General features: G+C 64.7%; 25 protein-coding genes and 1 tRNA gene. 13 read left to right on the top strand and 13 right to left on the bottom strand.

Annotated features, from left to right (window positions below):
- Positions 1-30: 30 nt before the first annotated feature.
- The 3 genes from ACZYW1_RS21125 (at position 31) to ACZYW1_RS21115 (ending at position 1,889) form a co-directional block, all read left to right on the top strand.
- Entirely contained in the window at positions 31-921 is an 891-nt protein-coding gene (locus tag ACZYW1_RS21125) for a PE-PPE domain-containing protein (RefSeq protein WP_463788415.1), read from the top strand.
- 41 nt (positions 922-962) lie between these two features.
- The gene (locus ACZYW1_RS21120) at positions 963-1,790 is read left to right on the top strand and encodes a carboxymuconolactone decarboxylase family protein (RefSeq protein ID WP_463788414.1); all 828 of its coding nucleotides are present in this window, start codon (positions 963-965) and stop codon (positions 1,788-1,790) included.
- A gap of 25 nt (positions 1,791-1,815) precedes the next feature.
- Positions 1,816-1,889: transfer RNA gene (locus tag ACZYW1_RS21115), tRNA-Ile, on the top strand.
- 64 nt (positions 1,890-1,953) lie between these two features.
- On the opposite strand, the gene ACZYW1_RS21110 is transcribed toward ACZYW1_RS21115, so the two are convergent.
- Positions 1,954-3,078 (bottom strand): glycoside hydrolase 5 family protein, encoded by a 1,125-nt coding sequence (locus tag ACZYW1_RS21110; RefSeq protein ID WP_463788413.1) that lies wholly within the window; start codon positions 3,076-3,078, stop codon positions 1,954-1,956.
- Positions 3,079-3,232: 154 nt separating this feature from the next.
- On the opposite strand from ACZYW1_RS21110, the gene ACZYW1_RS21105 reads away from it, so the two are divergent.
- On the top strand, positions 3,233-4,747 hold the full coding sequence (locus tag ACZYW1_RS21105) for an adenylate/guanylate cyclase domain-containing protein (protein ID WP_463788412.1): 1,515 nt from the start codon (positions 3,233-3,235) through the stop codon (positions 4,745-4,747).
- A gap of 117 nt (positions 4,748-4,864) precedes the next feature.
- Here the strand turns inward: ACZYW1_RS21105 and ACZYW1_RS21100 are convergent, their stop codons facing one another.
- From ACZYW1_RS21100 to ACZYW1_RS21070, 7 genes are all read right to left on the bottom strand, one after another.
- Positions 4,865-5,605: an SDR family NAD(P)-dependent oxidoreductase gene (locus tag ACZYW1_RS21100; RefSeq protein ID WP_463788411.1), complete on the bottom strand. Its 741-nt coding sequence runs from the start codon at positions 5,603-5,605 to the stop codon at positions 4,865-4,867.
- A 64-nt stretch (positions 5,606-5,669) separates the two neighbouring features.
- Complete coding sequence (locus ACZYW1_RS21095) at positions 5,670-6,029, bottom strand: nuclear transport factor 2 family protein (protein WP_463788410.1); 360 nt, start codon at positions 6,027-6,029, stop codon at positions 5,670-5,672.
- A gap of 31 nt (positions 6,030-6,060) precedes the next feature.
- On the bottom strand, positions 6,061-6,489 hold the full coding sequence (locus ACZYW1_RS21090) for a MarR family winged helix-turn-helix transcriptional regulator (protein WP_463788823.1): 429 nt from the start codon (positions 6,487-6,489) through the stop codon (positions 6,061-6,063).
- Positions 6,490-6,673: 184 nt separating this feature from the next.
- On the bottom strand, positions 6,674-7,123 hold the full coding sequence (locus ACZYW1_RS21085; protein ID WP_463788409.1) for a DUF6319 family protein: 450 nt from the start codon (positions 7,121-7,123) through the stop codon (positions 6,674-6,676).
- A gap of 194 nt (positions 7,124-7,317) precedes the next feature.
- Positions 7,318-8,019 carry a sensor domain-containing protein gene (locus ACZYW1_RS21080; protein ID WP_463788408.1) on the bottom strand — a complete coding sequence of 234 codons (702 nt, stop codon included), beginning with the start codon at positions 8,017-8,019 and terminating at the stop codon, positions 7,318-7,320.
- A gap of 90 nt (positions 8,020-8,109) precedes the next feature.
- Positions 8,110-8,919: a DNA-formamidopyrimidine glycosylase family protein gene (locus ACZYW1_RS21075; protein ID WP_463788407.1), complete on the bottom strand. Its 810-nt coding sequence runs from the start codon at positions 8,917-8,919 to the stop codon at positions 8,110-8,112.
- 71 nt (positions 8,920-8,990) lie between these two features.
- A complete protein-coding gene (locus tag ACZYW1_RS21070) occupies positions 8,991-9,548 on the bottom strand; it encodes a TetR/AcrR family transcriptional regulator (RefSeq protein WP_463788406.1) in 558 nt (185 codons plus the stop codon).
- A gap of 103 nt (positions 9,549-9,651) precedes the next feature.
- Between ACZYW1_RS21070 and ACZYW1_RS21065 the strand changes: the two genes are divergently transcribed.
- Together ACZYW1_RS21065 and ACZYW1_RS21060 are read left to right on the top strand one after the other, a co-directional pair.
- The gene (locus ACZYW1_RS21065) at positions 9,652-10,536 is read left to right on the top strand and encodes an alpha/beta fold hydrolase (RefSeq protein WP_463788405.1); all 885 of its coding nucleotides are present in this window, start codon (positions 9,652-9,654) and stop codon (positions 10,534-10,536) included.
- Positions 10,537-10,678: 142 nt separating this feature from the next.
- A complete protein-coding gene (locus ACZYW1_RS21060; RefSeq protein ID WP_463788404.1) occupies positions 10,679-12,121 on the top strand; it encodes a catalase in 1,443 nt (480 codons plus the stop codon).
- Between the two features lie 43 nt (positions 12,122-12,164).
- On the opposite strand, the gene ACZYW1_RS21055 is transcribed toward ACZYW1_RS21060, so the two are convergent.
- Complete coding sequence (locus tag ACZYW1_RS21055) at positions 12,165-12,944, bottom strand: PE-PPE domain-containing protein (RefSeq protein WP_463788402.1); 780 nt, start codon at positions 12,942-12,944, stop codon at positions 12,165-12,167.
- A 107-nt stretch (positions 12,945-13,051) separates the two neighbouring features.
- Between ACZYW1_RS21055 and ACZYW1_RS21050 the strand changes: the two genes are divergently transcribed.
- Positions 13,052-13,834: a glucose 1-dehydrogenase gene (locus ACZYW1_RS21050; RefSeq protein WP_463788401.1), complete on the top strand. Its 783-nt coding sequence runs from the start codon at positions 13,052-13,054 to the stop codon at positions 13,832-13,834.
- Here the strand turns inward: ACZYW1_RS21050 and ACZYW1_RS21045 are convergent.
- Entirely contained in the window at positions 13,827-14,402 is a 576-nt protein-coding gene (locus tag ACZYW1_RS21045; protein WP_463788822.1) for a TetR/AcrR family transcriptional regulator, read from the bottom strand. The two genes, ACZYW1_RS21050 and ACZYW1_RS21045, sit on opposite strands and share 8 nt — an antisense overlap.
- A 143-nt stretch (positions 14,403-14,545) precedes the next feature.
- On the opposite strand from ACZYW1_RS21045, the gene ACZYW1_RS21040 reads away from it, so the two are divergent.
- From ACZYW1_RS21040 to ACZYW1_RS21025, 4 genes are all read left to right on the top strand, one after another.
- Positions 14,546-15,571: a Rieske 2Fe-2S domain-containing protein gene (locus tag ACZYW1_RS21040; RefSeq protein ID WP_463788400.1), complete on the top strand. Its 1,026-nt coding sequence runs from the start codon at positions 14,546-14,548 to the stop codon at positions 15,569-15,571.
- A gap of 6 nt (positions 15,572-15,577) precedes the next feature.
- Positions 15,578-16,657 (top strand): NAD(P)H-dependent amine dehydrogenase family protein, encoded by a 1,080-nt coding sequence (locus ACZYW1_RS21035; protein WP_463788399.1) that lies wholly within the window; start codon positions 15,578-15,580, stop codon positions 16,655-16,657.
- A 138-nt stretch (positions 16,658-16,795) separates the two neighbouring features.
- A complete protein-coding gene (locus ACZYW1_RS21030; protein WP_463788821.1) occupies positions 16,796-18,973 on the top strand; it encodes a glutamine synthetase III family protein in 2,178 nt (725 codons plus the stop codon).
- A 161-nt stretch (positions 18,974-19,134) separates the two neighbouring features.
- The gene (locus ACZYW1_RS21025; RefSeq protein WP_463788398.1) at positions 19,135-19,992 is read left to right on the top strand and encodes a transglutaminase-like domain-containing protein; all 858 of its coding nucleotides are present in this window, start codon (positions 19,135-19,137) and stop codon (positions 19,990-19,992) included.
- Here ACZYW1_RS21025 and ACZYW1_RS21020 read toward each other — a convergent pair.
- Together ACZYW1_RS21020 and ACZYW1_RS21015 are read right to left on the bottom strand one after the other, a co-directional pair.
- Positions 19,989-20,960 carry an aldo/keto reductase gene (locus tag ACZYW1_RS21020; protein ID WP_463788397.1) on the bottom strand — a complete coding sequence of 324 codons (972 nt, stop codon included), beginning with the start codon at positions 20,958-20,960 and terminating at the stop codon, positions 19,989-19,991. The two genes, ACZYW1_RS21025 and ACZYW1_RS21020, sit on opposite strands and share 4 nt — an antisense overlap.
- Positions 20,961-20,994: 34 nt before the next feature.
- Entirely contained in the window at positions 20,995-21,195 is a 201-nt protein-coding gene (locus ACZYW1_RS21015; RefSeq protein ID WP_463788396.1) for a hypothetical protein, read from the bottom strand.
- 224 nt (positions 21,196-21,419) lie between these two features.
- On the opposite strand from ACZYW1_RS21015, the gene ACZYW1_RS21010 reads away from it, so the two are divergent.
- A complete protein-coding gene (locus ACZYW1_RS21010; protein WP_463788820.1) occupies positions 21,420-22,181 on the top strand; it encodes an SDR family oxidoreductase in 762 nt (253 codons plus the stop codon).
- A gap of 83 nt (positions 22,182-22,264) precedes the next feature.
- A complete protein-coding gene (locus ACZYW1_RS21005) occupies positions 22,265-22,660 on the top strand; it encodes a hypothetical protein (RefSeq protein WP_463788395.1) in 396 nt (131 codons plus the stop codon).
- A gap of 12 nt (positions 22,661-22,672) precedes the next feature.
- Here ACZYW1_RS21005 and ACZYW1_RS21000 read toward each other — a convergent pair whose 3' ends face one another.
- Positions 22,673-23,818 (bottom strand): glycosyltransferase, encoded by a 1,146-nt coding sequence (locus ACZYW1_RS21000; protein ID WP_463788394.1) that lies wholly within the window; start codon positions 23,816-23,818, stop codon positions 22,673-22,675.
- Positions 23,819-23,900 lie beyond the last annotated feature (82 nt).

Genomic DNA, 23,900 nt, shown 5'->3' with positions numbered 1-23,900 from the left:
GAAGGTCATATATCCGACCGGGGGGTCCCAATGTCGAAGTGTCGCTTTTCGCGCGCCATCACCATCGGCTTGGCCGTCGCGGCGGCGTGTGCATGGAATTCGACGTTCGAAGCTCGCGCCGATATCGCTCCCGGCGCAGGCTTCCTCGACGGTTCAACTCTTGCGATCATCATGGGGCCCACGGGAATTCCTGATCCGACTTTCTTCCCGGGATACATCCCCGGCGCGGTCACTGAATACCTTCAGCCGCTTGGCTTCTCCGATACCGGAACGGTGTTTCCGTTGATCACGCCGGAGACGCTCGACTTTGGTCCGTCGGTGGCCACCGGTGTCGACAAGCTGGTACAAACCATCGAAGCCGATTACAGCGCCGGCGCCTTCTCAGAGGCCAACCCGCTCACGGTGTTCGGCTACAGCCAATCGGCAATCATCGCTTCCGTAGCGCAGCAGCAACTCGCCGCCGACCACATCCCGCTTCAGGATCTCCGTTTTGTCCTGCTCGGCGATCCCGCCGCCAACCCGCCGTCGGGTCCGACCGGCCTTCTGGATACCTGGGGTGCCACCCCGTTTGGACACGCCATCAACGAGCTGTTCGGATGGTCGAACCTGAACGACGTCACGACGCCTAACGACTTGTATCCCACCGACGTGTTCACCGTGGCCAACGATTACTTTGCCGACACGGCCACGCCGGCGGACTTCGCGGCCGACCCGTTCGGTGCCCTGTGGCAGGACTTTGTCGGATTCTTCCAGCACGGTGTCTACCTGGGCGGCCTGGCCGAGTCGGAGATCCTGGCCGCCATCGACGGAGGTGGTGTCATGGACGGCGCGACGACCTACTTCTCCCTTGCGGATCCGGTGAACCTTTTCCAATCGTTGTGGGACGTCACACTGGGAAGTTTCGGCATCACGGTCCCGTGAATTCCCCCTGTCACCGCTGAGCCACGCGACATAATCGGCGTGTGGTGGAGCGCGACGATCTGACCCGACTGGTAGCCCTGTCTCCCGGTGACGGACGGCTGACCGCTGTGGTCCGCGAGGTGTGCGCGCACACGCTCGGCCTGCCGGCGCTTCCGAGTGAGGCGGACCCACCTGCTGACGATGTGGTCGCCGACTTCGCCGAGCAGTTCAGCACCGACGTGTCGACGATCAGCGGCGAACAGCGCTCCGCGCTGTGGAAAGTGCTGGGCGACAGCACTTTCAGCGCGGTGGTGCAGATGTACATCGCGGACTTCGTGCCACGGGTGCGGGCCGGCCTGGAGGCATTGGGCGTCGGTACTGAGTACCTCGGCTGGGTCGCCGGGCCGTTGACGTGGGATCACGCCACCGATCCGTCCGATCTGGTGTTCAACACCTTCCTGCCGACGGTCGCCCGGCTGCGCGAGCTCGACGCAGTGACGGCCGAGGTGGTGCGCCTGCGCGGCGCGACCCAACACAATTGTCGGCTGTGTAAGTCGCTGCGGGAGACGACGGCACTGGATGCCGGTGGGTCGGAGACGCTCTACGACGACATCGAGCACTTCGAGGCGTCGAGCCAGTTGAGCGACCGGCACAAGGCGGCTCTGCGTTACGTCGACGCGCTGATCTGGTCGCCGGCGTCGATCGGGGCCGGTATCGCCGACGGCGTGCGGGCGCATTTCTCCGACGCCGAGGCGGTCGAGCTGACGCTCGACGTGATGCGCAACGCCAGCAACAAGGTGGCGGTGGCGCTGGCCGGTGACGCGCCGCGGGTCGAACACGGAACCGAGCGCTACCTGCTTGATGTCGACGGTCAGACGGTGTTCAGCTGAGGTCCGTTAGTCTCTACGTGATCCAGGGGCGGTAGCTCAGTTGGTTAGAGCCGCGGACTCATAATCCGTTGGTCGCGGGTTCGAGCCCCGCCCGCCCTACCGGTGCGTATGACGTCGGGTGATGAGCCAGCTGTGCAAGGCTGCGACCAGAACGTTGGCGGCGTCAGAGCCGGCTCAACTTGCTGATCGTTTGAATCTCGGTGTCGCGGTACGGCCGTCCATCGGGTTGGAGTAGGTCGGCAAACCACAGCTTCGGAGCTGTTTTATAGGGGTGATCCCAGGAGTCCCACGGTAAGTAGGTTTGCGTCTTTCCAGCGACCAGTCCCCAATTGATCGCACCAACGTTGTGCCGCTTCGCAACTGGCAGCACCCCGTCGACGGTACTGCCCAGGGACCGCGCCAGATATTCGGTGCAGATGATCGGCCGTCCGATTGGGGTCAGTTCGGCGATCCGGGCTTCGAAGCCTGCCGGCTTGTCGTAGCAGTGGAAGGTGATCACGTCGGAGTTGTTCAGTTGGATGTCGGCGATTTCGCTACGCCTCAAGGGATCTCCCCATACACCGTCCCACACGGCGCTTGTCAACGGTTGACTCGGATCGACCGAACGCGCCCACCCGAACGCCAGCGAGAGCAGGTCGGCGACGCGCTCCAGCTTGTCTTTCCTTTCGACCTTGCGATACACGTCGGCGGGGTTGTCGGGCTCATTCCAGATGTCCCAACCCAAAACCCGGTCGTCCGTGCGGAATTGGGTCAGCACGCCCGTGACGTAGTCGAGCAGAGTGCGACGGTAGTCGAGGTCGTCGAGGTGTTTGGCGCCGGGGCTTTGCACCCAACCAGAGTTGTGGACCCCGGGCTTCGGAGCACGCTGGCGCCCCAGTTTGGGAAATGGATCCCAACAAGAGTCGAAGAAGACAAAAAGTGGTTTGATCCGGTGGCGGGCCGCAATGCCGACAAACTGCGCGAGACGGCTTTGGAAACCTCGATGGTCTTGGGCCCAGAGTTGATCGTGGAGGAATACCCGCACAGTGTTGAGTCCGTGGGACTGGGCCCAACCGAGCTCGGTATCGATGCGCCGGGGGTCGAAAGTGTCGGCCTGAAACATCTCGAGCTGGTTGATGGCGTTCGAGGTGATGTAGTTGACGCCGACGCGCCACCCTTGCGCCTGATACCAGCGGTTGGCCCGATCAGGCGACCAGGGGCTTTGGTCGGCGGCAGCGCGGGGGACTGGGGTCAGCGTCGCTCCCGCCGCCAGCAGCACGGGGAGCCTCAGAACCGTTCGACGCCTCACGCAGTGACGATAGTTCGCCGAGTGAGGTACGAGACGAGAAACTCGGGCAGACGTCCTTATCGCGGTGCGATCCGGGCTGCGCTTTCCGTCAATCCTCCAAGACCCGGGGTACATAAGCGCTGATCAAACGTGAGCAAAGCGCCTAGTCTCAGGCATGGATCGTATTTGGCAATGGGCGTGGGACCGGCATGGGTCGAGATACTCGTGGGCGATGTGCGCGGTCGTTTTTCTCGCATCGGCGCCGATCTACCTGCTGCCAGTGGCTCTCGTCGTCGCGTTCGAGCGGTCAAGCCACTACGTCGAGGCGGTCGCGTTCACCCTCGTCACCCTTCCGATGGTGGGATGCATGGTGGTGCTGCCAGGCATGGGGCGTGCGCGTGTTGTCGAACGGTGGGCGGCAGGCGGCGGGATCGATCCGACGAGCGCGATGGCCGCCACGTACACCTGGGTCCGGGGAGCGCTGCTTCGCGCTGTGACGGTTAGCGCCGTGTGGGCCGCCGCAACCTTCGCCATTGTTGGTGCAATCGCCGGGGCTCCCGGGTCGCGGTTGATTCAGTACTCGATCTTGGGCGCCGCATTCGTAGCCGGCGTTCCTTTGATCGGGGTGCACAGCATCGTGGAAGCATCGATGCGGCCGGCCCGAGTCGCGATCGCCGGTGACACAGCCATCGGCGATTCGTTACCCCGCTCGCGCCCGAGCTTCGCCACGTGGTCGAACATGTCCATCCTGGCGGTCGCGTTCACGTATGCCGTCGCGGGCGCGATGCTGGCCGCGGTATTCGACCGGGCCAGGGAAATGCCCGTGCTCGCAGCCGTGATCGGCGCTGCGGTGACGCTTGGCTACGGGGTGCCGTTAACGGTCGGCGTTGCGTTCGCGCCGTCCCTGCGACCCGTTCGCGACCTCGCCGAAGGGACTGAACGAGTTGTCGCCGGCGACTACAGCCAGCGCCTGCCGGTGGTACAGGATGACGACCTCGGCGCGCTGTCGGCGTCGTTCAACCGGATGCAGGCGGGATTGGCTGAGCGACAACGACTTCAGGTCGCATTCGGCACCTACGTCGACCCCGCCCTGGCAGCGCGGCTACTCGAGCAGGGTGACGACATCTTCACCGGCGAGCGCCGTGAAGTGAGCGTGATGTTCGTCGACATCCGCGACTTCACCCCGTTCGCCGAGGCCAACAGCGCCGAAGACACCGTCGCCCGACTCAACGCCCTGTTCGAGATCGTCGTGCCTGCCGTCGTGGATGCCGGCGGGCATGTCAACAAATTCCTCGGCGACGGCGCGCTGGCAGTCTTCGGCGCACCCAACGACCTTACGAATCACGCCGCGGCCGCGGTGCGTTCTGCGGTCGCGATCCACCGCCTCGTCGACGAACGATTCGATGGGGAACTTCGGATCGGCACCGGGATCAACACCGGTATGGTGATCGCCGGAACCATCGGTGGCGCAGGCAAACTCGAGTTCACTTTGATCGGCGACACCGTCAATGTCGCAGCCCGTGTCGAGCAGCTCACAAAAACCACCGGTGACGCAATCCTGGTTACCCAGCACACCGTCGACGCTTTGGCCGCGCGACCGTCCGGACTCACCGACCGGGGATCCCATGCCCTGAAGGGAAAGTCGGCTCATGTGCAGGTATTCAGCATCGACCCGGCAACTACGACGTGACGCCTCGTCTAGCACTTGATGACGAAACGGGTGCAGGACGGTGCACGATTTCCATTGGCAATCCAGCACGGGGCGTATCTGGTCTCGGCACTGATAGGGCTGCTCACCGGTGACGGATCAGACCTGGATCTGTCCGCCATCGACGGCAAGCTCAGCACCGGTCATGAAACTGCTCTGATCGGAGGCCAGGAACAAGACGGCGGCGGCGATTTCTTCGGGACGCCCGACGCGCTTCATCGGAACCTGGGCGGCCATGCCGTCCAGAAGCTCCTGCTGTTGGTCGGCCGGTGCCAGGCCGGTGAGTCCGGGAGTTTCGATCGGTCCGGGAACGATGGTGTTGACCCGGATGTTGCGGTCGGCCAACTCCGCGGCCCAGGTTCGGCCGAGCGAGCGGATGGCCGCTTTGGAGGCCGCGTACAGGCCGAAGGACGGCACACCTTCGGAGGCGGCGGTGGAGCCGGCCAGGATGATCGACGCGCCCTCGTTGAGCAGCGGCAGCGTTTTCTGCACGGTGAAGACCGTGCCGGCGACGTTGCGATCGAAGTTGTCGCGGTAGTGCTGTGGAGTGACGTCGGCGAGGGTGGCGAAATCGCCTCCGCCGGCATTCGCGAAGACCACGTCTAGTCCCGTTCTGTGCTCGGCGATTTCGGCAGCCAGGCGGTCGAGTTCTTCCGGCTTGCTGATATCGCTCTGGACGCCGTGGGCCCCGGTTGTCGTGACGGCCTCGTCGAGTCGATTGCGATCGCGTCCGGTGATGAACACGTATGCGCCTTCATCGACGAGTCGCTTCGCGGTGGCCAGCCCGATGCCTGAGGTTCCGCCGGTGACCAGTGCTGTCTTGCCGTCGAGCTGTCCCATGATCAGTCTCCGTTCCAAGTGTCGAGCGTGCGATCCGGGTGCTGCAACATAGGTGAGGTGTCACCTATTCCGGTGTGAGTACTGTCCACATCTTGACGATGCGGTCATCGGCGATCTCGGCGACGTCGAAGCCGGATGCGACGGCGACGTCGTCCGGAGTGCGAACCTCCCACGCCAGGAAGCCCAGGCCGCGGGTCCGCCGCACCGGCCCGGCCTTCGCAAAATGTAATCCTGGCAGCTTTTCTTGGAGTTCAGCGGCTTTGGCGTTCAATTCGTCGTGGCCGACGGCGATGCCCTCGTCGTCGATCCACTGCACGTCGGGTGCGTAGGTCGTGGAGATACTCTCGGCGCGACGCTGGGGGTCGCGCTCGTCGAACACGGCGAGCAGGTTGGCCTCCATGAGGCGTTGGATCACGTCGCTCATTGCACTCCTTAGGTGATTTATCACCTAAATACTACGCCGGCGAGGGCGGGAGCGTGCTGTTGTGGTTGAGGCTGACGTGGATGTGTTCGAGCGCGGCGGTGAACGGGCCGAGTAGGTTGTCGGGCAGGGGATCGAAGAACAGGTTGCGCACCAGTTCGACGTGACCGGGCGCGGCCTCGTCGATCGACTGTTGGCCGCGCGGAGTGAGCAACACGTTGGCGGTGCGGCCGTCGTCGGTGCCCGGCCGGCGCTCGGTCAGGCCGCGTTTGTCCATGCGCCGCAGTTGATGTGACAGCCGGCTGCGTTCCCAGCCGATCTGTGCGGCCAAATCGCTGACCCGCATGCCCTGGTCCCGAAGGCCGCTGAGCGCTACGAGCACGTCGTAGTCGGCCAGTGACAGTCCTGAATCGGCCTGGAGCTGGCGGTTGATCTCGTAGTTCAACCGCAACTGCACTCGCATATAAGCGACCCAGGCGCGTTGCTGCTTGGGCGACAGCCATCTCTGCTTGGGTGATGTGTCACGTTGTCTCGGCACGGAGTGAGTATGAACCCTCAGCGCCGCATCCGGGAAATGGTGGCAACGGCGCGGCGCTATCGCAGCATGCGTGAATCCAAAACCTGCGTCTGTGCAACTAACGCGTCGCTCAGTCCAGGTCGGCGAGGGCCTTACGGGCGGCGTCTAATTCGGCTTCGAGAGCGGCCACCTTGGCGGCCTGTTGGGAGCGCGCCTCTTCGATGACCTCGTCGATCGGGACGGAAAGGTCCTCGTGGAGTTCCTTTGCCGCCCGGGAGACCGCGGCCGCTGCGACAACGAGGTTTCTGGCCAGATAACTGGTGCCCTGCTTGAGTTCCGCGCGCCACTCGCCGTCGGCGGTGCCGGTGACGGTGAGGGTCAGCTCGAGAGTCTTGGCCTTCTTTCCGCCCGTCTTCTTGGTGGAGATTTTCCGCGGCGTCTGCTCCGCCGGCTCGGCAGTGACACCGGCGCCCGGTGCCGGCCCGGTAGCACGTGAGGCATCCTCGGTCGGAGGAACCCACGCGTCGCGGGTTTCGGGGTCGGCGTATGGTGCGTCTGCGGTCAGAGTGTTGACGGTCATCGTAGGTGGCGCTCCCCTCCTGATATCGCCCGCGGTGATCGGGCTGGTGTGGCCGAAGTGATTAGAACATACGTTCGACTGACGGGCAAGCGCTCCGCCGGTCGCGGTCGACGATCTGCGCCCCGGATGCCCAACGCCTCGGCGACGAATGTGGTTGTGCCGCAGCGCGTTCGAAGATACTCGTTACTCTCCCTCTAGCGCAGATCCGCGATCTTGTCGACGACGAGGCGCGCGATCGCCGTCGGATCGGGGTCCGCGGATCCGGAGTCTTTGCCGATCCGGAACACCTCGACGTCGACGAGGTAGCGAGAGGTCGCGGTCAGTGCGCGCCAATTCATGCCCGGCGAAATCAGTTGGGCATCCGTGCTCAGGCCGATCTTCGCGGCCAGCGTCGCGTTCGAATCGGTTACCCGATCGATGGTTTGAATGAAGGACAGTCTCGCGATGCGCTCGGTCACGGTCATGCCCTGACACTTGTGCCACTGCTTGACGCTCTTCGCGTACCAAGCCCGGGCATTCTGAGCCGAATCGAGCTCGACGATCGCAACGGCCGCACTGAGGTGTGCTGTGCTGCGGTACGGCGTGACCCACAACCGTCGGCCGGTGTCGCGGACAGTCGCGCCCTCATACGACTGCCGGTAACCGGCGTGGGTGATGCCGATGCATTCGTGCGGTGTCACAGTGTCTTTGGCGTCACGCAAACTATCCAGCCCGCCCACCTGTGGCGCGGTGTCCGCCTCAACCGGCGACCCGAGGATTCGCGCGATCTCGCCCGCTGTGGGCAGTGCGCGTTCCACCACATCGACCGGCCTCGCCGGTCGGCCCGAGACGGAGTTGGTGCAGCCGCCCAGCAGACCAACCAGCGCGATCGCAGCGAACAGCAGTGGACGGCGCATCCCCGCATGGTAGTTCGATCCTTGCCAGGCCGCCGTCAGCCCGATGAGCACGCCGCCGGTACGGAAAGAAATGCGTCGGCTGACCTTGGGTCACTCCGGCGGGCCGTCCGGACCCGGCTGACAGGTCGGACACCACCAGGTGCGCCGACGTTCCGGATCATTGGATACTTCGGCCACCACCTGAACCGTTGTGCCGCAACGCAAACACGGCCGATTCGCCCGTCCGGACACCCAATGCTGCTCGCCTTTGCGTTTGTTTCCGGTGGTCACCTGCATCGCGCCCGGCACGGTGGCCGAATGCCGCAGGGCTCGCGCCCCGAGTTCGAGCAACGCGGTCACGTCGACCGAACCGACCGGTGTCCACGGGTTGAGGCCCCGCAGAAAGCACAGCTCGTTGACCCACAGATTGCCGAATCCCGCCACGCAGCGCTGATCCAAGAGTGCGGCCACCAGCGTTCGGTCTGGATCATCGGTCAGCCGCCGGCCGGCCTCGGTCAGGTCCCAGTCGTCTCGCAGCGGGTCAGGGCCCAGGTACCCGACGGCATCGGTTTCGTCCTGGGTGCGCAGCAGTTCGACCACCGGAATGCTGACGCCGTAGGCTGCCGGGCCTTCGGTGCGCAGCACCACGCGGACGTCGGGCATCAGGTTTCTCGGTAGCCAGCGCCCGGCGTCGGAGACGGTCCAGGAGCCCGACATGAGCAGATGGGTGTGCAACGTCAAGTCATCCGAAAACCTTGTCAAAAGGTGCTTCCCGTGCGTGACGTGCTCGAGCACGGTCCGACCGGCGAGGTCCGCCGTCGCGTGCGCGGGAACCCGAAGCTCACCGAGTGTCAGGACACGACCATCGAGCGCCTTCCTGAGGCGACGAGCCAACGCATACACGGTGTCACCTTCGGGCATGCCTTCCATCGTCCACGACGACAGGCGTAAGAGCTGGAGGCGTGGTCTTTTTCACGAGCCGCACGCGGACCCTAGGTCGCGGAGAGCAATGCGAGCGCGCCGCTCGTCGCGTCATCCGCGGCGCTCTGCTGTCCGGTCGCTCGCGCAGTGACGAACGCACCTTCGACGACGGCGACCAGGGCGGCCGCCGTCTTCCTGGGGTCCAACCGAGGCGGTAAAGACCCGTCTCGCTGACCGGTCTGAACCGCCTCCTCGACCATCGCTTCCAACTTCGTGAAAACGGATCCGAGGCTCTCTCGAAGGTCTGCCTCCGCCAAAATACCTGCGTCGTAAGCGAATCCACCGACCCGGCAACCGTCGAGCGCCGCGTTCGCCGATTGCAGGAAGGCGGCCAATCGGTCCCGTCCGGTCGCCTGATCGGCCATGGCGGCTTGCACCGAATCCAGCACCTCGCGGCCATTCGCCTCGACTACTTCACGGCCGAGCTCAGGCTTGGTGGGGAAGTGGTGGTAGAAGCTGCCCTGGCTCACCCCAGAGTCGGCCATCACTTGTCGCGGACTGGTCGTCGAATACCCGTGATGCCAGAACATCCGCTTCGCTGAGTCGACGATCTTCTGCCTGCTGTCCACCTGAGACAGATTACCAGCGACCATACCTACCTCAAGGGTTGCCAACCTACCTTGAGGTAGGTATGTTCAAGTCACTCGGAGCCGCCAAACCAGGAGAACCATCGTGACCAACCCGCCAGCCGTCCCCGTTGTGCACTACAAGGTCGAAGACATCGACGGATTCGAGGTGTTCTATCGCGAGGCCGGGCCGGTCGACGCTCCGATCGTGCTGCTGTTGCACGGATTTCCGACGTCGTCGCACATGTTCCGAAATCTGATCCCGTATCTGGCCGATCGCTTCCACGTCATCGCTCCGGACCTCCCCGGCTTCGGGCAGAGCTCTGCCCCCGATCACACCGAGTTCTCCTACACCTTCGATGCGGCCGCTGAACTCGTGCAGAAATTGCTGACGAAACTCGACGTCGTCACGTATGCCGTCAACGTCTTTGACTACGGAGCCCCGATTGCCTGGCGGCTCGCGCTGGCCAACCCCGACGCGATCACAGCCCTGATCGTGCAGAACGGAAATGCCTACGACGAGGGCCTGGACAACGAATTCTGGGCGCCGATCAAAAAGTATTGGGCTGATCAGAGCTCGCAGAATCGGGACGCACTGCGCCACCTCGTCACCGCGGATTTGACGAAGTTCCAATACACCGACGGCATGGCCAATCGGTCCCGTATCGCCCCCGACAACTGGGTCATCGATCAGACGTTGCTGGACCGGCCGGGCAACGACGAGATCCAACTCGACTACTTCCTGGACTACGGCACCAATCCCGCGCTCTATCCGGCGGTGCAGCAATGGTTCCGCGAGAAGCAACCGCCCACGCTGGTCGTCTGGGGCGCCAACGACGTGATCTTTCCCGCCGAGGGTGCTCATCCGTACAAGCGCGATCTGCCGGACACCGAGTTCCACCTCTTCGAGAGCGGACACTTTCTGCTCGAAGACCGGCCTGAAGAAGTCTTTCCGCTGATTCACGACTTTCTCGCGCGGAAACTCGGCTGATCGCACTTGCGGTGGTCGCGCTTCGCCGGCGTGCACCTGCTGTCGCGCACGTCATTACTTCTCCATCCTTTTGGGTACTCGTCCACGCGACTCGTCGATCAGCCCTACCCCTCGACGTGGTCCTGAGTAGGAGGGACGAAACATGACAGAGCGTTATACGACCACCGACGGGGGCGCACCCGCGCCCAGTGACAAGCAGTCGCTGTCGGTCGGCCCCGACGGACCGATCCTGCTGCAGGATCACTACTTGATCGAGCAGATGGCCCAGTTCAACCGGGAGCGCATCCCCGAGCGGCAACCGCACGCCAAAGGCGGTGGCGCGTTCGGACATTTCGAGGTGACCCACGACGTCAGCAAGTTCACCCGGGCCGCGGTGTTCCAGCCCGGCACCAAGACCGACACTCTCATCCGGTTTTCCAGCGTCGCCGGTGAGCGCGGCAGCCCAGACACCTGGCGTGACCCGCGCGGGTTCTCGCTGAAGTTCTACACGTCAGAAGGCAACTTCGACATGGTCGGCAACAACACGCCGGTGTTCTTCATGCGCGACCCGATGAAATTCCAGCATTTCATCCGCTCCCAAAAGCGGATGCAGGCAACGAATTTGCGTGACAACAACATGCAGTGGGACTTCTGGACTCTGACACCGGAGTCCGCACACCAGGTGACCTGGTTGATGGGGGACCGCGGTATCCCGAAGAGCTGGCGACAGATGAACGGCTACTCCAGCCACACCTACAGCTGGATCAACGCCGCCGACGAGATCTTCTGGGTGAAGTACCACTTCATCAGCGATCAGGGCATCGACTTCCTGACCCAGGAGCAGGGGGACCAGCTCGCAGGAGAAGACGGCGATTACCACCAACGCGATCTCTACGATGCAATCGAGGGCGGCAACTTCCCGAGCTGGTCGCTGAAAATGCAGATCATGCCGTTCGAAGAGGCCAAGACCTATCGGTACAACCCCTTTGACCTGACCAAGGTGTGGCCGCACAGCGACTATCCGCTGATCGACGTCGGCAAGCTGACGTTGGACCGCAACGTGACCGACTACCACACCGAGATCGAGCAGGCCGCCTTCGAGCCGAACAACATCGTGCCGGGCACCGGTCTCAGCCCGGACAAGATGCTGCTGGCCCGCGGCTTCTCCTACGCCGACGCACACCGTGCCCGGCTGGGCACCAACTACAAACAGATCCCGGTGAATTCGCCGCAGGTCGAGGTCAACAGCTACTCCAAAGACGGCGCGATGCGGATCAAGAACGTCACCGATCCGGTGTATGCGCCGAACTCCTATGGGGGTCCTCATGCGGATCCGGCCCGCGCCGCCGAAGTGCGCTGGCAGGCCGATGGCGAAATGATCCGTGCCGCATACACTTTGCGCCCAGAGGATGACGACTGGGGTCAGGCGGGAATACTGGTGCGAGAGGTTCTCGACGACGAAGCCCGAGACCGGTTGGTGCACAACATCGTCGGTCACCTGTCCAAGGGCGTCAAAGAGCCGGTGCTGTCGCGCGCGTTCGAATACTGGAGCAATGTGGATGCCGACCTCGGCAAAAAGGTCGAGGAAGAGTTCCGGGCGGGTTAGCCCGGCGGATGGCGCCGGCCGACCGCCGGCGACCGTCGCGAGGTCAGCGCTGTTGGCTGGTGGCTGCAGCCAGTTGTTCCGGAGTCGGACTCGGGCGGTCGTAGGCACTGTCGATCAGTGGGCGCTGTTGGGCGTCGAGTTCGTCGGCGGCCGGATCGGATCCGAGCATTCGCTTCATCCGGTTGAGCGGCAGGTGTTGCGTCGGGATGAGGATCGCGGTGATGTTGCCGCGTTTCGTCACGACGTTGGCGGAATCGTTCAGATGTGCTTTGACGTAGTCGTGAATGGTGGCCGCTCCCATTTGGGCGTTCTGCGTTGCCAGTGCGAAGTTGGGGGAGTCTTTGAGGGTCGGCGAGTCGCTCCAGCCGTCGTATTGACGCGCGACCAGTGTGACCGGGTTGGCGATGTTCGCCGGAATGCCCTCACCCTTGGCCACCAACTCGTCGTTGCGCGCAAAGGTGTCCCCCAGCAACACGAACCGCACACCGGGCGGCGGCGTGTTCTGCGCCAGATAGAGCGAGATGACCTGTGCGCCAAGGCTGAAGCCCATGACGGTGTCACCGGAATGGAGGGCGGTTCCGGCCAGCGCCGAGACGCCCGCATCATTGTGGAGACCGTCGGCGGGGTAAGGCACCTTGGCGCACGGGCACATGCCGCCGCCCAACTGCTTCTGCGTGACCGACATCTTCAGGGCACCGATCGAGTCGTAATCGAACGGTTCGACCGTGTACGTCATGCCGTCGGCGTGGGCGACGGCGACGCCGGCCATCGCCGTCGCCAGGACACTCGCAAGCGCCGCCAGGCGCGTGACTAAGCCCCGCACCGGTCTCGACCTGCCCCGAGAAAAATGACCACTGTGAGGGCAAAATACCTTTGCCGCCCGGCGAGCGTGGTAACACGAAGGGACTCGGACCCGACGTAGGAGGATTCATGGCAGCTCGGTTGGCGGGCAAGGTCGCCGTCGTCAGTGGTGGTGCGCGCGGGATGGGCGCATCCCACGTCCGCGCCCTGGTCGACGAGGGCGCCAAGGTGGTGCTCGGTGACATCCTCGACGCCGAGGGCGAAGCGGTCGCCAAAGACGTTGGCGCCGCGGCGCGTTACGTTCACCTCGACGTCACTCGACCCGACGACTGGCAGCGTGTGATCGCCACGGCGGTCGACGACTTCGGCGGCGTCGACATTTTGGTGAACAACGCCGGCATCATCAACGTGGGCATGATCGAAGACTACGAGCTCTCGGAGTGGCAGCGCATCATCGACATCAACCTGACCGGAGTCTTCCTCGGCATCCAGGCGGTCGTCCCGACGATGAAAGCGGCGGCGCGCGGTTCGATCATCAACATCTCGTCCATCGAAGGCATGGCCGGCACCATCGCCTGCCACGGCTACACCGCCACCAAGTTCGCCGTGCGGGGGCTGACCAAGTCCACCGCATTAGAGTTGGGGCCCAGTGGAATTCGGGTCAACTCGATTCATCCAGGGCTGATCAAGACGCCGATGACCGAATGGGTGCCCGAGGACATCTTCCAGACCGCGCTCGGCCGGGCCGCCGAGCCAAGAGAGGTGTCCAGCCTGGTGGTCTATTTGGCCAGCGACGAGTCGAGCTATTCGACGGGGTCGGAATTCGTCGTCGACGGCGGGTGTACAGCAGGCCTGGGGCACAAAGACTTCGCCGCCGTCGACACCGAGCAGCAACCAGCCTGGGTCACCTAGGGCGCGACTGCTCCAAATAGGTCGCCAGCGCATTGGTCAACCCGCGGCGGGCCTCGTCGAGATCGGCGTAGGAGCCGAGCTGCCGTTCGGACACCAGGCCGCGCATCGCACCCGGAATCAGCGCCGCGACCTCGCGGACGCGCTGTGGGTCGACGCCGAGATCCGCAAACGCCCGCTGACAGGTTTCCTGCCAGCTCTTGCCCCACGAGAACAATTCGGCTGCGGTACGCGGGAAGAGCCGCTCCAGCTCGTCGGGCTCACGAGGCAGCGCGGCTCGCAGATTCTCGATCGCGCGCGAATCATCGGACGCCAGGCCGTGATACAGCGTGTCGATGATCGCGGCGACTCGTTCGCGCAGCGGGGCCTCGGGCTCGGCGCTGGTGAACGCCGACATCGTCGCGTCCCGCCGCTCGGCGGTGCGATGCAGGACCGCGGCCCAGAACCCGTCGACGTCGCCGAACTGATACTGCACCGCACCCCAGGTGGCGCCGCTCTCCTTGGCGATACGACTGGCCGAGACGGCACCTGGATCGCCGGAGGCCAGCGATCGAACCGCCGCGTCCAGCATCGTTTCGCGGGTTGCCAGGCCGCGCTTGTTACTGCGCCGCTGCTGCACGTCCGCCGGAGCCATGCCTTGGATAGTAGCCGCTGCAAAAGATTTTCATAGTACCCACTATGAATTCTTGGGGAGAGTGGTTATAGTCTCCTGACATGGCCAAACCGCCACTGTCGATGAAGCCAACCGGCTGGTTTCAGGTTGCCTGGTCCGACGAGATCGAAATAGGCGACGTCCACAAGATGACCTACTTCGGCCAGGAGATGGTCGCCTGGCGGGCCGAATCGGGCGCGCTCACCGTGATGAACGCCTACTGCGAACACCTCGGCGCGCACTTGGGCTTCGGCGGAACGGTGGTGGGCGAAGTCCTGCAGTGTCCGTTTCACGGTTGGCAGTGGAATCAGTTGGGCCGCAACGCCCGCATTCCCTATCAGGACCGGCCCAACCGCGGCCGGCGCATCAAGACCTATCCGGTGGTCGAACGCAACGAGTCGGTGTACATCTGGCACGACGTCGCGGGCCGCGAGCCCTACTTCGATGCGCCGGACATCTTCGCCGATTTCAAGGACGGCAGCGACGCGGGAGACTATTACCCGCAGCAGCGGCTCTACCGGCAGCGCCTGGAGATGCATCCGCAGTACGTGCTCGAAAACGGGGTGGACTTCGCGCATTTCAAATACGTGCACAAGACCCCGATCGTGCCGGTGTTCACCCGCCACGACTTCGCCCAACCAGTGTCGTTCGTCGACTTCACCATCACCTTCGAAGGCGACGACAACCAGAAGATCGAGGACGTCGAGAGCCGGGTGGAAGCCATCAACGGCGGATTGGGCATCGCGGTGACCAAGAGCTACGGCATGATCGACAACCGCACAATCTCGGCGATCACCCCGGTCGACGACTCCACCTCCGACATCCGGTTCATGGTCCACATCGGGAGAACCCCCGGAAAGACATCCGAGCGCGCCGAAACCAGGGCCCGCGAGTTCGGTCAGGAAGTGATCCGGCAGTTCGAGCAGGACGTCGAAATCTGGCGGCATCAACGCTATTCAGATCCGCCGGCCTTGGCGACCGCCGAGTACGAGGGCTTCACGGCGATCCGTGGCTGGGCCAAACAGTTCTATCCCGACGGCGTCGGTGGCAGCGCCGCCGAGGTCTACGCCGCATCCCAGAAAGGCTGAACCCGAATGACTGCTCCGCTGCGCGTGTTCCAGGTAGCCACCGGCAACGTCGGTTCGGAGATGATCAGACGGATCGCTGTGCGGCCGGATCTCGAACTTGTTGGTGTGCACTGTTATTCGCCGGACAAAGTCGGCAAGGACAGCGGCGAGCTGGCCGGCGTCGCGCCGAATGGAGTGATAGCCACCGGCAGCATCGACGAGATCATCGCCGCCAAGCCGGACGTGCTGACCTTTCACGGCGTGTTTCCCGACGAGGACCTCTACGTCCGCGTCCTCGAGGCGGGCATCAACATCGTCACCACCGCCGACTGGATCACCGGCTGGCACCGCGATACCAATCATCCGCATCCCTCCGGCAAACCGGTCAGCGCGCTGCTGGCCGAGGCGTGCGAGAAGGGCGGCGCGACGTTCTACGGCACCGGCATGAATCCCGGACTGAATCAGATTCTGGGAGTGGTGTGTTCGGCTGACGTCGCCGAGATCGAGAATGTCACCACCATCGAGTCGGTGGACGTGTCGTGTCACCATTCCAAGGACACCTGGATCGAGGTCGGCTACGGGCTGCCCGTCGACGACCCCGAAATCCCGTCCAAGCTAGAGAAATACACGCGGGTGTTCGCCGACAGTGTGCTGATGATGGCGGACTGCTTCGACCTGACTCTCGACGAAGTCAAGTTCAGTTACGAGCTGGGTGCCTGCACCAAAGACGTCGATCTCGGCTGGTACACCTTGCCCAAGGGGTCACTCGGCGGCAACTACATCAAGTACCAGGGCATGGTCGACGGCGTGCCCCGCGTCGAGACACACCTGGAATGGCAGATGACCCCGCACACCGACCCGAGTTGGCACATCAAGGGGTGCTACATCACCCAGATCATGGGTGACCCGTGTGTTTACAACAAGCACATGATCTTTCCCAAGCCCGGCGTCGATCTGTCCGATCCGGCAAACTTCGCGTCCATCGGGATGACGGTCACCGGGATGCCCGCACTGGCCGCTATCGCGGGTGTGGTTGCCGCCCCGCCAGGCCTGATGACCAGCGCTGACCTGCCGCTACGCGGGTTCGCCGGCCGGTTCACCCGGTAGGCCCTCGGCGCCCGCGCGCCGCGGACCCGGAACGTCGTTGCCGGCACGAGAGTTTGACAGCGACGTAACATTCCCGGAACCAACCGTCCCTAATGTCAGCCGCACAGAAAGCTGACACACGTGGCGATAGGGAATCAATTGAGCGGCAATGCTGTGCGCCTGCAGGCAATTACCAATGTCGAGGCGTACGTGCCTCCTGCGATCAGCTTCGACCCGGGTGAGGAGCCCGGTGAGATCTTCGGGGCGAACGTCTTCACCAAGGCGGAGATGCAGGCACGGCTGCCCAAGGCCACCTACAAGTCCGTGATCGCGACCATCGACAAGGGCGCCAAGCTCGACCCCGCGGTGGCCGACGCGGTCGCGGTGGCCATGAAGGACTGGGCGTTGGAGAAGGGTGCCACCCACTACGCGCACGTCTTCTACCCGATGACCGGATTCACCGCCGAAAAGCACGACAGCTTCCTCGATCCGGTGGGCGACGGCACCACGCTCGCCGAGTTCGCCGGCAAGACCTTGATCCAGGGTGAGCCCGACGCATCGAGCTTCCCGTCCGGCGGGCTGCGCAGCACCTTCGAGGCGCGCGGTTACACCGGCTGGGACGCCACCAGCCCGGCGTACATCTTGGAGAACCCGAACGGCAATACTCTGTGCATCCCAACGGTTTTCGTCTCGATGACCGGTGAGGCGCTGGACTACAAGACGCCGTTGCTGCGCAGCCAGCAGGCGATGGGCGTGCACGCCGAGCGCATCCTGAAGATGTTCGGGCACAAGGAGCTCAACCACGTCGTGTCGTTCTGCGGACCCGAGCAGGAGTACTTCCTGGTCGACCGGCACTTCTTCCTGGCTCGCCCGGACCTGGTCAACGCCGGCCGCACCCTGTTCGGCGCCAAGCCGCCCAAGGGCCAGGAGTTCGACGACCACTACTTCGGCGCCGTGCCCGAGCGGGTGCTGGGCTTCATGATGGACACCGAGCGCGAGCTGTTCAAGCTCGGCATCCCGGCCAAGACCCGGCACAACGAGGTCGCGCCGGGTCAGTTCGAGATCGCGCCGATGTTCGAGCGAGCCAACATCGCCTCCGACCACCAGCAGCTGCTGATGACGGTGTTCAAGAACATCGCCAAGAAGCACGGTATGGAGTGCCTCTTCCACGAGAAGCCGTTCGCCGGTGTCAACGGGTCGGGTAAGCACGTCAACTTCTCGTTGGGCAACTCCGAGCTCGGCTCGCTGCTGGTGCCCGGCGACACCCCGCATGAGAACGCGCAGTTCCTGGTGTTCTGCGCGGCGGTGATCCGGGCCGTCCACAAGTTCGCCGGACTGCTCCGCGTATCTGTCGCCTCGGCCACCAACGACCACCGGCTCGGCGCCAACGAGGCACCGCCCGCGATCATCTCGATCTTCCTCGGTGAACAACTCGCCGACGTCTTCGAGCAGATCGCGAAGGGCGCGGCGACGTCGTCAAAGGGCAAGGGCACCATGATCATTGGTGTCGACACCCTGCCCCCGCTGCCGACCGACCCGGGCGACCGCAACCGCACCAGCCCGTTTGCGTTCACCGGCAACAGGTTTGAATTCCGCGCGCCTGGCTCCGGTCAGACGGTTGCGGTGCCGCTGATCGTGCTGAACACGATCATGGCCGACTCGCTGGACTACCTCGCCACCGAGCTGGAGAAGGCTGTTGCCGACGGCACGGACTTCGACGCCGCTGTGCAGACATTGCTCACCGAAGTCATCACCGAGCACGGAGCGGTGGTGTTCAACGGAGACGGTTACTCCGACAACTGGCAGATCGAAGCGGCCGAGCGGGGACTGCCGAATCTCAAGACCACCCTGGATGCCATTCCCGAATTGATCAAGCCGGAAGCCGTTGAGCTGTTCGAGAAATACGGCGTGTTCAACGACCGCGAGTTGCACAGCCGCTACGAGGTCCGACTGGAGCAGTACGCGCTGACCGTCGGCGTGGAGGCCAAGCTGGTGTTGGAGATGGGCTCCACGGTCATCCTGCCCGCCGCGATCCGCTACCAGACCGAGCTCGCGCAGAACGTCGCGGCGTTGAAGGCAGTCGGCATCGAGCCGAGCACCGCTGCTCTCGAGGCGGTGACGGGACCGATCAGTGAACTGGAGGTCGGCCTGTCGACGCTGAAGGCGGCGCTGGGTGACCACTCGGCGGAATCAGCACTGGACGAGGCCAAGCACGCTCAGGATCAGCTGCTGCCCGCGATGGCGGCGATCCGCACCGCTGCCGACGCGCTGGAAGCCGTTGTGGCCGACGACCTGTGGCCGCTGCCCACCTACCAGGAAATGCTGTACATCCTCTGAGGCAGTCAGAATCGGGTCGCCCTATACTCTGGACTCGAAGTCTGTGCCCTGGTTGAGTCCGCAGCCGATGGCGTATTGCGAAGCAGTTCGCGGGACATCGGTCGACGGCAACCCCTTGTCTCGGCGCGCCCATGTTGCGACAAAGAAAGGGCGGAACAACCATGCCCTCATGGCAGGACCACAACGACAGCGGTGACTCGACGGCGACGACCGTCGCCAACCGTGAAGTCGGTGCGCAGATCGACGTCGAGGTCACTGCTCCCACGACCCTGGAATTCCAGGTGGCCGTCGCCCGGCTGCCCGGGCTCGATGTCCGTGAACAGCTCGTCATCACGTTCAACGGCAAGCAACTTCAGCCCCGCGAGATCATCGGGCCGCACGACACCCGGATCCATGCGATCGACGTCAGCGAGGGCACAGTCACACTGTCGTACCAAGCGACGGTGTCCGGCGAAGCGGCGCCCGTCCCGGTTCGCGACATCGACGTGATCACCTATCTGCGGCCGAGCCGGTACGCCGAGGCCGACAAGTTCTACGGCTTCGCCGCCACCGAGTTCGGCCAGTACACCGACTCGGCGACGCTGCTGGAAAAGGTAGCGGCCTGGGTGGGTGCTCGGCTGGATTACGTACCGGGATCAAGCGATCCGATCGACGGGGCAGCCGACACGCTGCTTGCCGGCGCGGGAGTCTGCCGCGATTACGCCCACCTCGTCATCGCCTTGCTGCGGGCGGTGAACGTGCCGGCCCGCCTGGTGGCGGTGTACGCGCCGGGATGTGATCCGATGGACTTCCACGCCGTGGCCGAGGCATTGGTCGAAGGCGAGTGGCGGGTGGTCGACGCGACCTGCCTGGCACCGCGACAGTCGATGGTGCGCATCGCGACCGGGCGCGACGCCGCCGACACCGCGTTCCTGGACAACCACTCGGGCTCGATCAACTTGAGCAGCATGATGGTGACGGCGTACGTGGACGGCGAACTGCCGATCGATTCGATCGACCACCTGGTGAGCCTCGGCTAGCCGAAGCCGAGTCGTTCGCGAATCTTGTCGGCGAGAAAGCGCTTCGCGGACACCGGCCGGAAGTTTCGGGCCGCATCGGTCAACGCCGCGTTGGCGTCTGCACCGAGCTCGATTTCGGCTGCGGCGACGTTGAATTCGAGCTGCTCGACGCTCGATGCCCCCGGGATCGCGACCACGCCGGGCAGATTGATCAACCAGGCCAGTGCGACCTGTGCCGGCTTGGCATCGACCTCGTCGGCGACCTCGCGCAGGGTTTGCAGGAGCGGCTCGATGCGGCGCAGGTTCTCGGTGCCGAACAGCCGGTTGGCCGCGCGCACTCCGCCGGGACGGTTGTCGACGCCGTACTTGCCGCCCAACAGTCCCTGCGCCAGCGGGCTGTAGGCGATCACGACGCGGTTCTGCTGCTCAGCGAACGGCACCAGACCTTCGAGTGCCTGCGGGTGAGCCAAGGAGAAATGCACCTGGTTGCTGATCACCGGGCGACCTAGCGCGGCGTCGGCCTGCTTCCACCGGGACAGCGAATAGTTCGAGACACCTGCCGCGCCGATGGCACCACTGTCCAGCAGATCGCGCATGCCCGGCATGATCACCGAGTCGGGGACCACCGGGTTGGGCTGATGGATCTGATACAGCGGGATGCGTTCCAACTGCAGTCGACGAGCGCTGGCGCGCTCGCGCTGCTTCACCACCGCGGGGAAAGGTGCGACCGGGAAGATCTTGCTGGCCACCGCGACCTGATCGCGCTCGTCGCCGAGTGCCTCGCCGAGGATCCGCTCGCTTTTCCCGAGCCCGTACACCTCGGCGGTGTCGAAGAACGTGACACCCAAAGCCCTTGCGCGACGGACGATATCGCCTGCGGGCCCGGAAGCGTAGCCGTCGCCGTAGCCCCACTCACGGGACCCGAACTGCCAAGTGCCCAGCCCGATCCGGCTGACTTTGCCGACTCCGTCGACGTCAAGGTATTTCATCTACCTCACGGTACGGACCGCGGGCGGCGAGCGCTCAGGCGACGGCGTGGTGCTTCTGCAATACGGCCATGACGTCGCTGCTGCGGACGACCTCGTCGTGCGCGCACAATTCGCGCAACTCGTCGACCACGGTCTGCAGGTCGTCGAGGCGCTCCGACGCCTGCGACAACGTGGCAAGCCAGCTGTCGTAGTCGCGTTCGTCCTTGGTGATTTCGGAAACCGTCAAAGTGGTCATGTCGCTGCCCCAACTTCCGCGTGCGCGCCAGGCGCCACGCTAGTGATTGAGTGTTACTTAGCCCTACCTGAACGTGTCTAAACTCACACTCTACGCGCGTCCAACTATCCGGACGGCCATGGCTCGGCCTCGAATCGGGCACGAATGCACAACGGTCGGGCGCCGGTCGATACGCTGTGGCTGCAGCGGGCACGTTACAAGAGAGGGCAAAAATGTCACGGACGGTGGTTGTCGGGGCGTCAAGTGGGCTCGGGCGTTGCATCGGTATCGGACTGGCGCAGCGCGGCGGGCAGATCGCCCTGCTGGCGCGGCGTCGGGCGCGCATCGAAACGGCCGCCGAGGAGGCGGGCTCGGGCGCGATTGCGATCGAGTGCGACGTCACCGACGAGCAATCCTGTCGATCGGCGTTCGACCAGGCGGCCGAGTCGATGGGCGGCATCGACAACCTCATCTACACGCCGGCGATCAGCCCCCTCGTCCGCATGGTCGACACCGGCGCCGACACCTGGCGCCGCATTTTCGACACCAACGTCATCGGGGCGTCGCTGGCTACCGCGGCGGCGATCCCGCACCTGACCGCCTCGGCGGGCAAGGCGGTGTACCTCTCCTCAGACGCCGGCAGCTTCGGGCCGCCGTGGCCCGGGCTCGGCGCCTACGGCGTCAGCAAGGCTGCGCTGGAGCGACTCGTCGAAGCGTGGCGGGCCGAACACCCGGACGTCGGATTCACCTCGCTCATCGTTGGGGAGTGCGCCGGCGGCGAGGGTGACGCCGCGACCGGAATGAACGCCGGCTGGGACATGGACTTGGCGATGAAGGCGTATCCGTTGTGGGTGTCGGGTGGCTGCATGCCGGGCAAGTTGATGCCCGTCGAAGACCTCATCGAGGTGGTGCAGACGATCCTGCAGACGAACTCCTCGACGTCGATGCCGGTGGTGGTCGCGCGCGGTGCGCCGGCGGCGCAGGTGGCCTTCCCGGACACCAATTAGCCCAAGCCGCAATGCCAATCGGCACTGCTGCCATCGCGCGTCCTCTACAGTTGCGCTGACAATCACAAGCGAAGGAGACGCGGATGGCGTGGTACATGGCCCTCCAAGGCCCACACCACACGCCCCACCAGTCGTTGGTCTACGAACTCCAGGATGGGGTGGACGTGGACAAGATCGCCCAGGAGCTGGTCAGCTCGGCGACTCTGGACCGGGTGGTGGCGGTGCCCGCGGTACTGACGGCCAACAAGCGCCGGCACCAGAAGGTGACGGTCTACGTCCGCCCATCCGCCTGGGGCCTGTGGTCTTTCTACGAGCTGTCCGAAGAGGATCGCCGCGAGCTGGCGAAGAACAACCCGGTGGTCAACGCCCTCGCCCAGGCGGCGCAGCAGCGTGCGGCGGCGCAGGGCAAACAGGCGCCCGGCGGGCCGATGACCGTCCAGGTCAACCCGCTGACCGGCCAGGTCGGCCCCGCCGTCTAGGGGCGGCGGCCCTCAGGCGGTGTGCTGCGAACCGCCGGGACCGTCGTCCATCACGGGCGCACCGAGCGTGCTCAGCATGCCGACCGCGGCTCGTTTCCAGGTGAACATCTCGGCGCGCTGACGCGCGCACGCACGACGATGCCCCTCGGGGCGGCTGACCACGGCGCTGACCGCGTCGGCGATGGCCGACGGGTTGTTGTCCGCCAGAGCGCCGCTGTCGGCGGTGATGATCTCGCCCAACGCCGAGGTGCGGGACACCACCGCCGGCGTGCCGCACGCCAACGACTCCAGGGCGGCCAGACCGAACGTCTCGTGCGGCCCGGGCGCGAGCGCGACATCGGCTGTCGCCAGCAACTCGGCGACACTGTGCCGGTCGGAGACGAAACCGGTGAAATCGACCGGCAGCCGGGCGGCTTGACGCTGTAGCCGTGCCCGCAGCGGTCCGTCACCCACGACGACCAGGCGCGCCGCGACACCGGCGTCGCGGAGTGCGGCCACCGCGTCGATGCTGCGGTCGGCCCGCTTCTCCACCGACAGCCGGCCGCAGTGCACCAGCAGGATCTCGCCGGGGGCGGCCCAACGTTGCCGCAACAGCGCCGAGCGGCGCGACGGGTGGAAGGTTTCGAGATCGACTCCGAGTGGAATGGTGACGGTGTTCTTCGCGCCGATGCGGTCGAACTCCTCGCGGGCAAATCCGGTCGTGCACACGACGGTGTCGTAATCGGCAGCCGTGCGCCGGTTGGCGAAGTCGGCGAATCGGCGTGCGGCGCGACGCGGAAGCAGTTGTCCGGCAAGCCGATCCAGACGTTCGTGAGAGATCATCACCGTCGTGGCGTGGTGTTCGCGGCCCCACCGCCCCAGGGATCTCAGCGTGAGCCGATCAGACACCTCCAAGGTATCCGGCCGCAGCGACTCGAGCAGCGTGCGCACCGGTCCGGGCAGGACGGCCCGGTACCCCCCGGTGAGTGGAATCAGCTTGGCGGGCACGGTGATCCGCTCGACACCGGTGGGCAGCAGCGTGTGTCCGGCGTCGCGGCCCGGAACGACCAGGACGACGTCGTGGCCGGCGGCGCAGTACTCCGCGCCCAGCCGATCGACGGCCGTACGCAGACCGCCGGAACGAGGCCCGTAGAAGTTGGCGACCTGAACGACACGCATGGCTCCCAGCACAACCGGCCCTCGTGTGCGGTCAACGATCTGACACCGACTTTTCGCTGAACACGCCGTGAACACCGCAGGT

Source organism: Mycobacterium sp. IDUB_36 (assembly GCF_055419225.1).
Note: the sequence above shows the minus strand (reverse complement) of the source record. Positions and strands in the feature narration are given on the sequence as shown.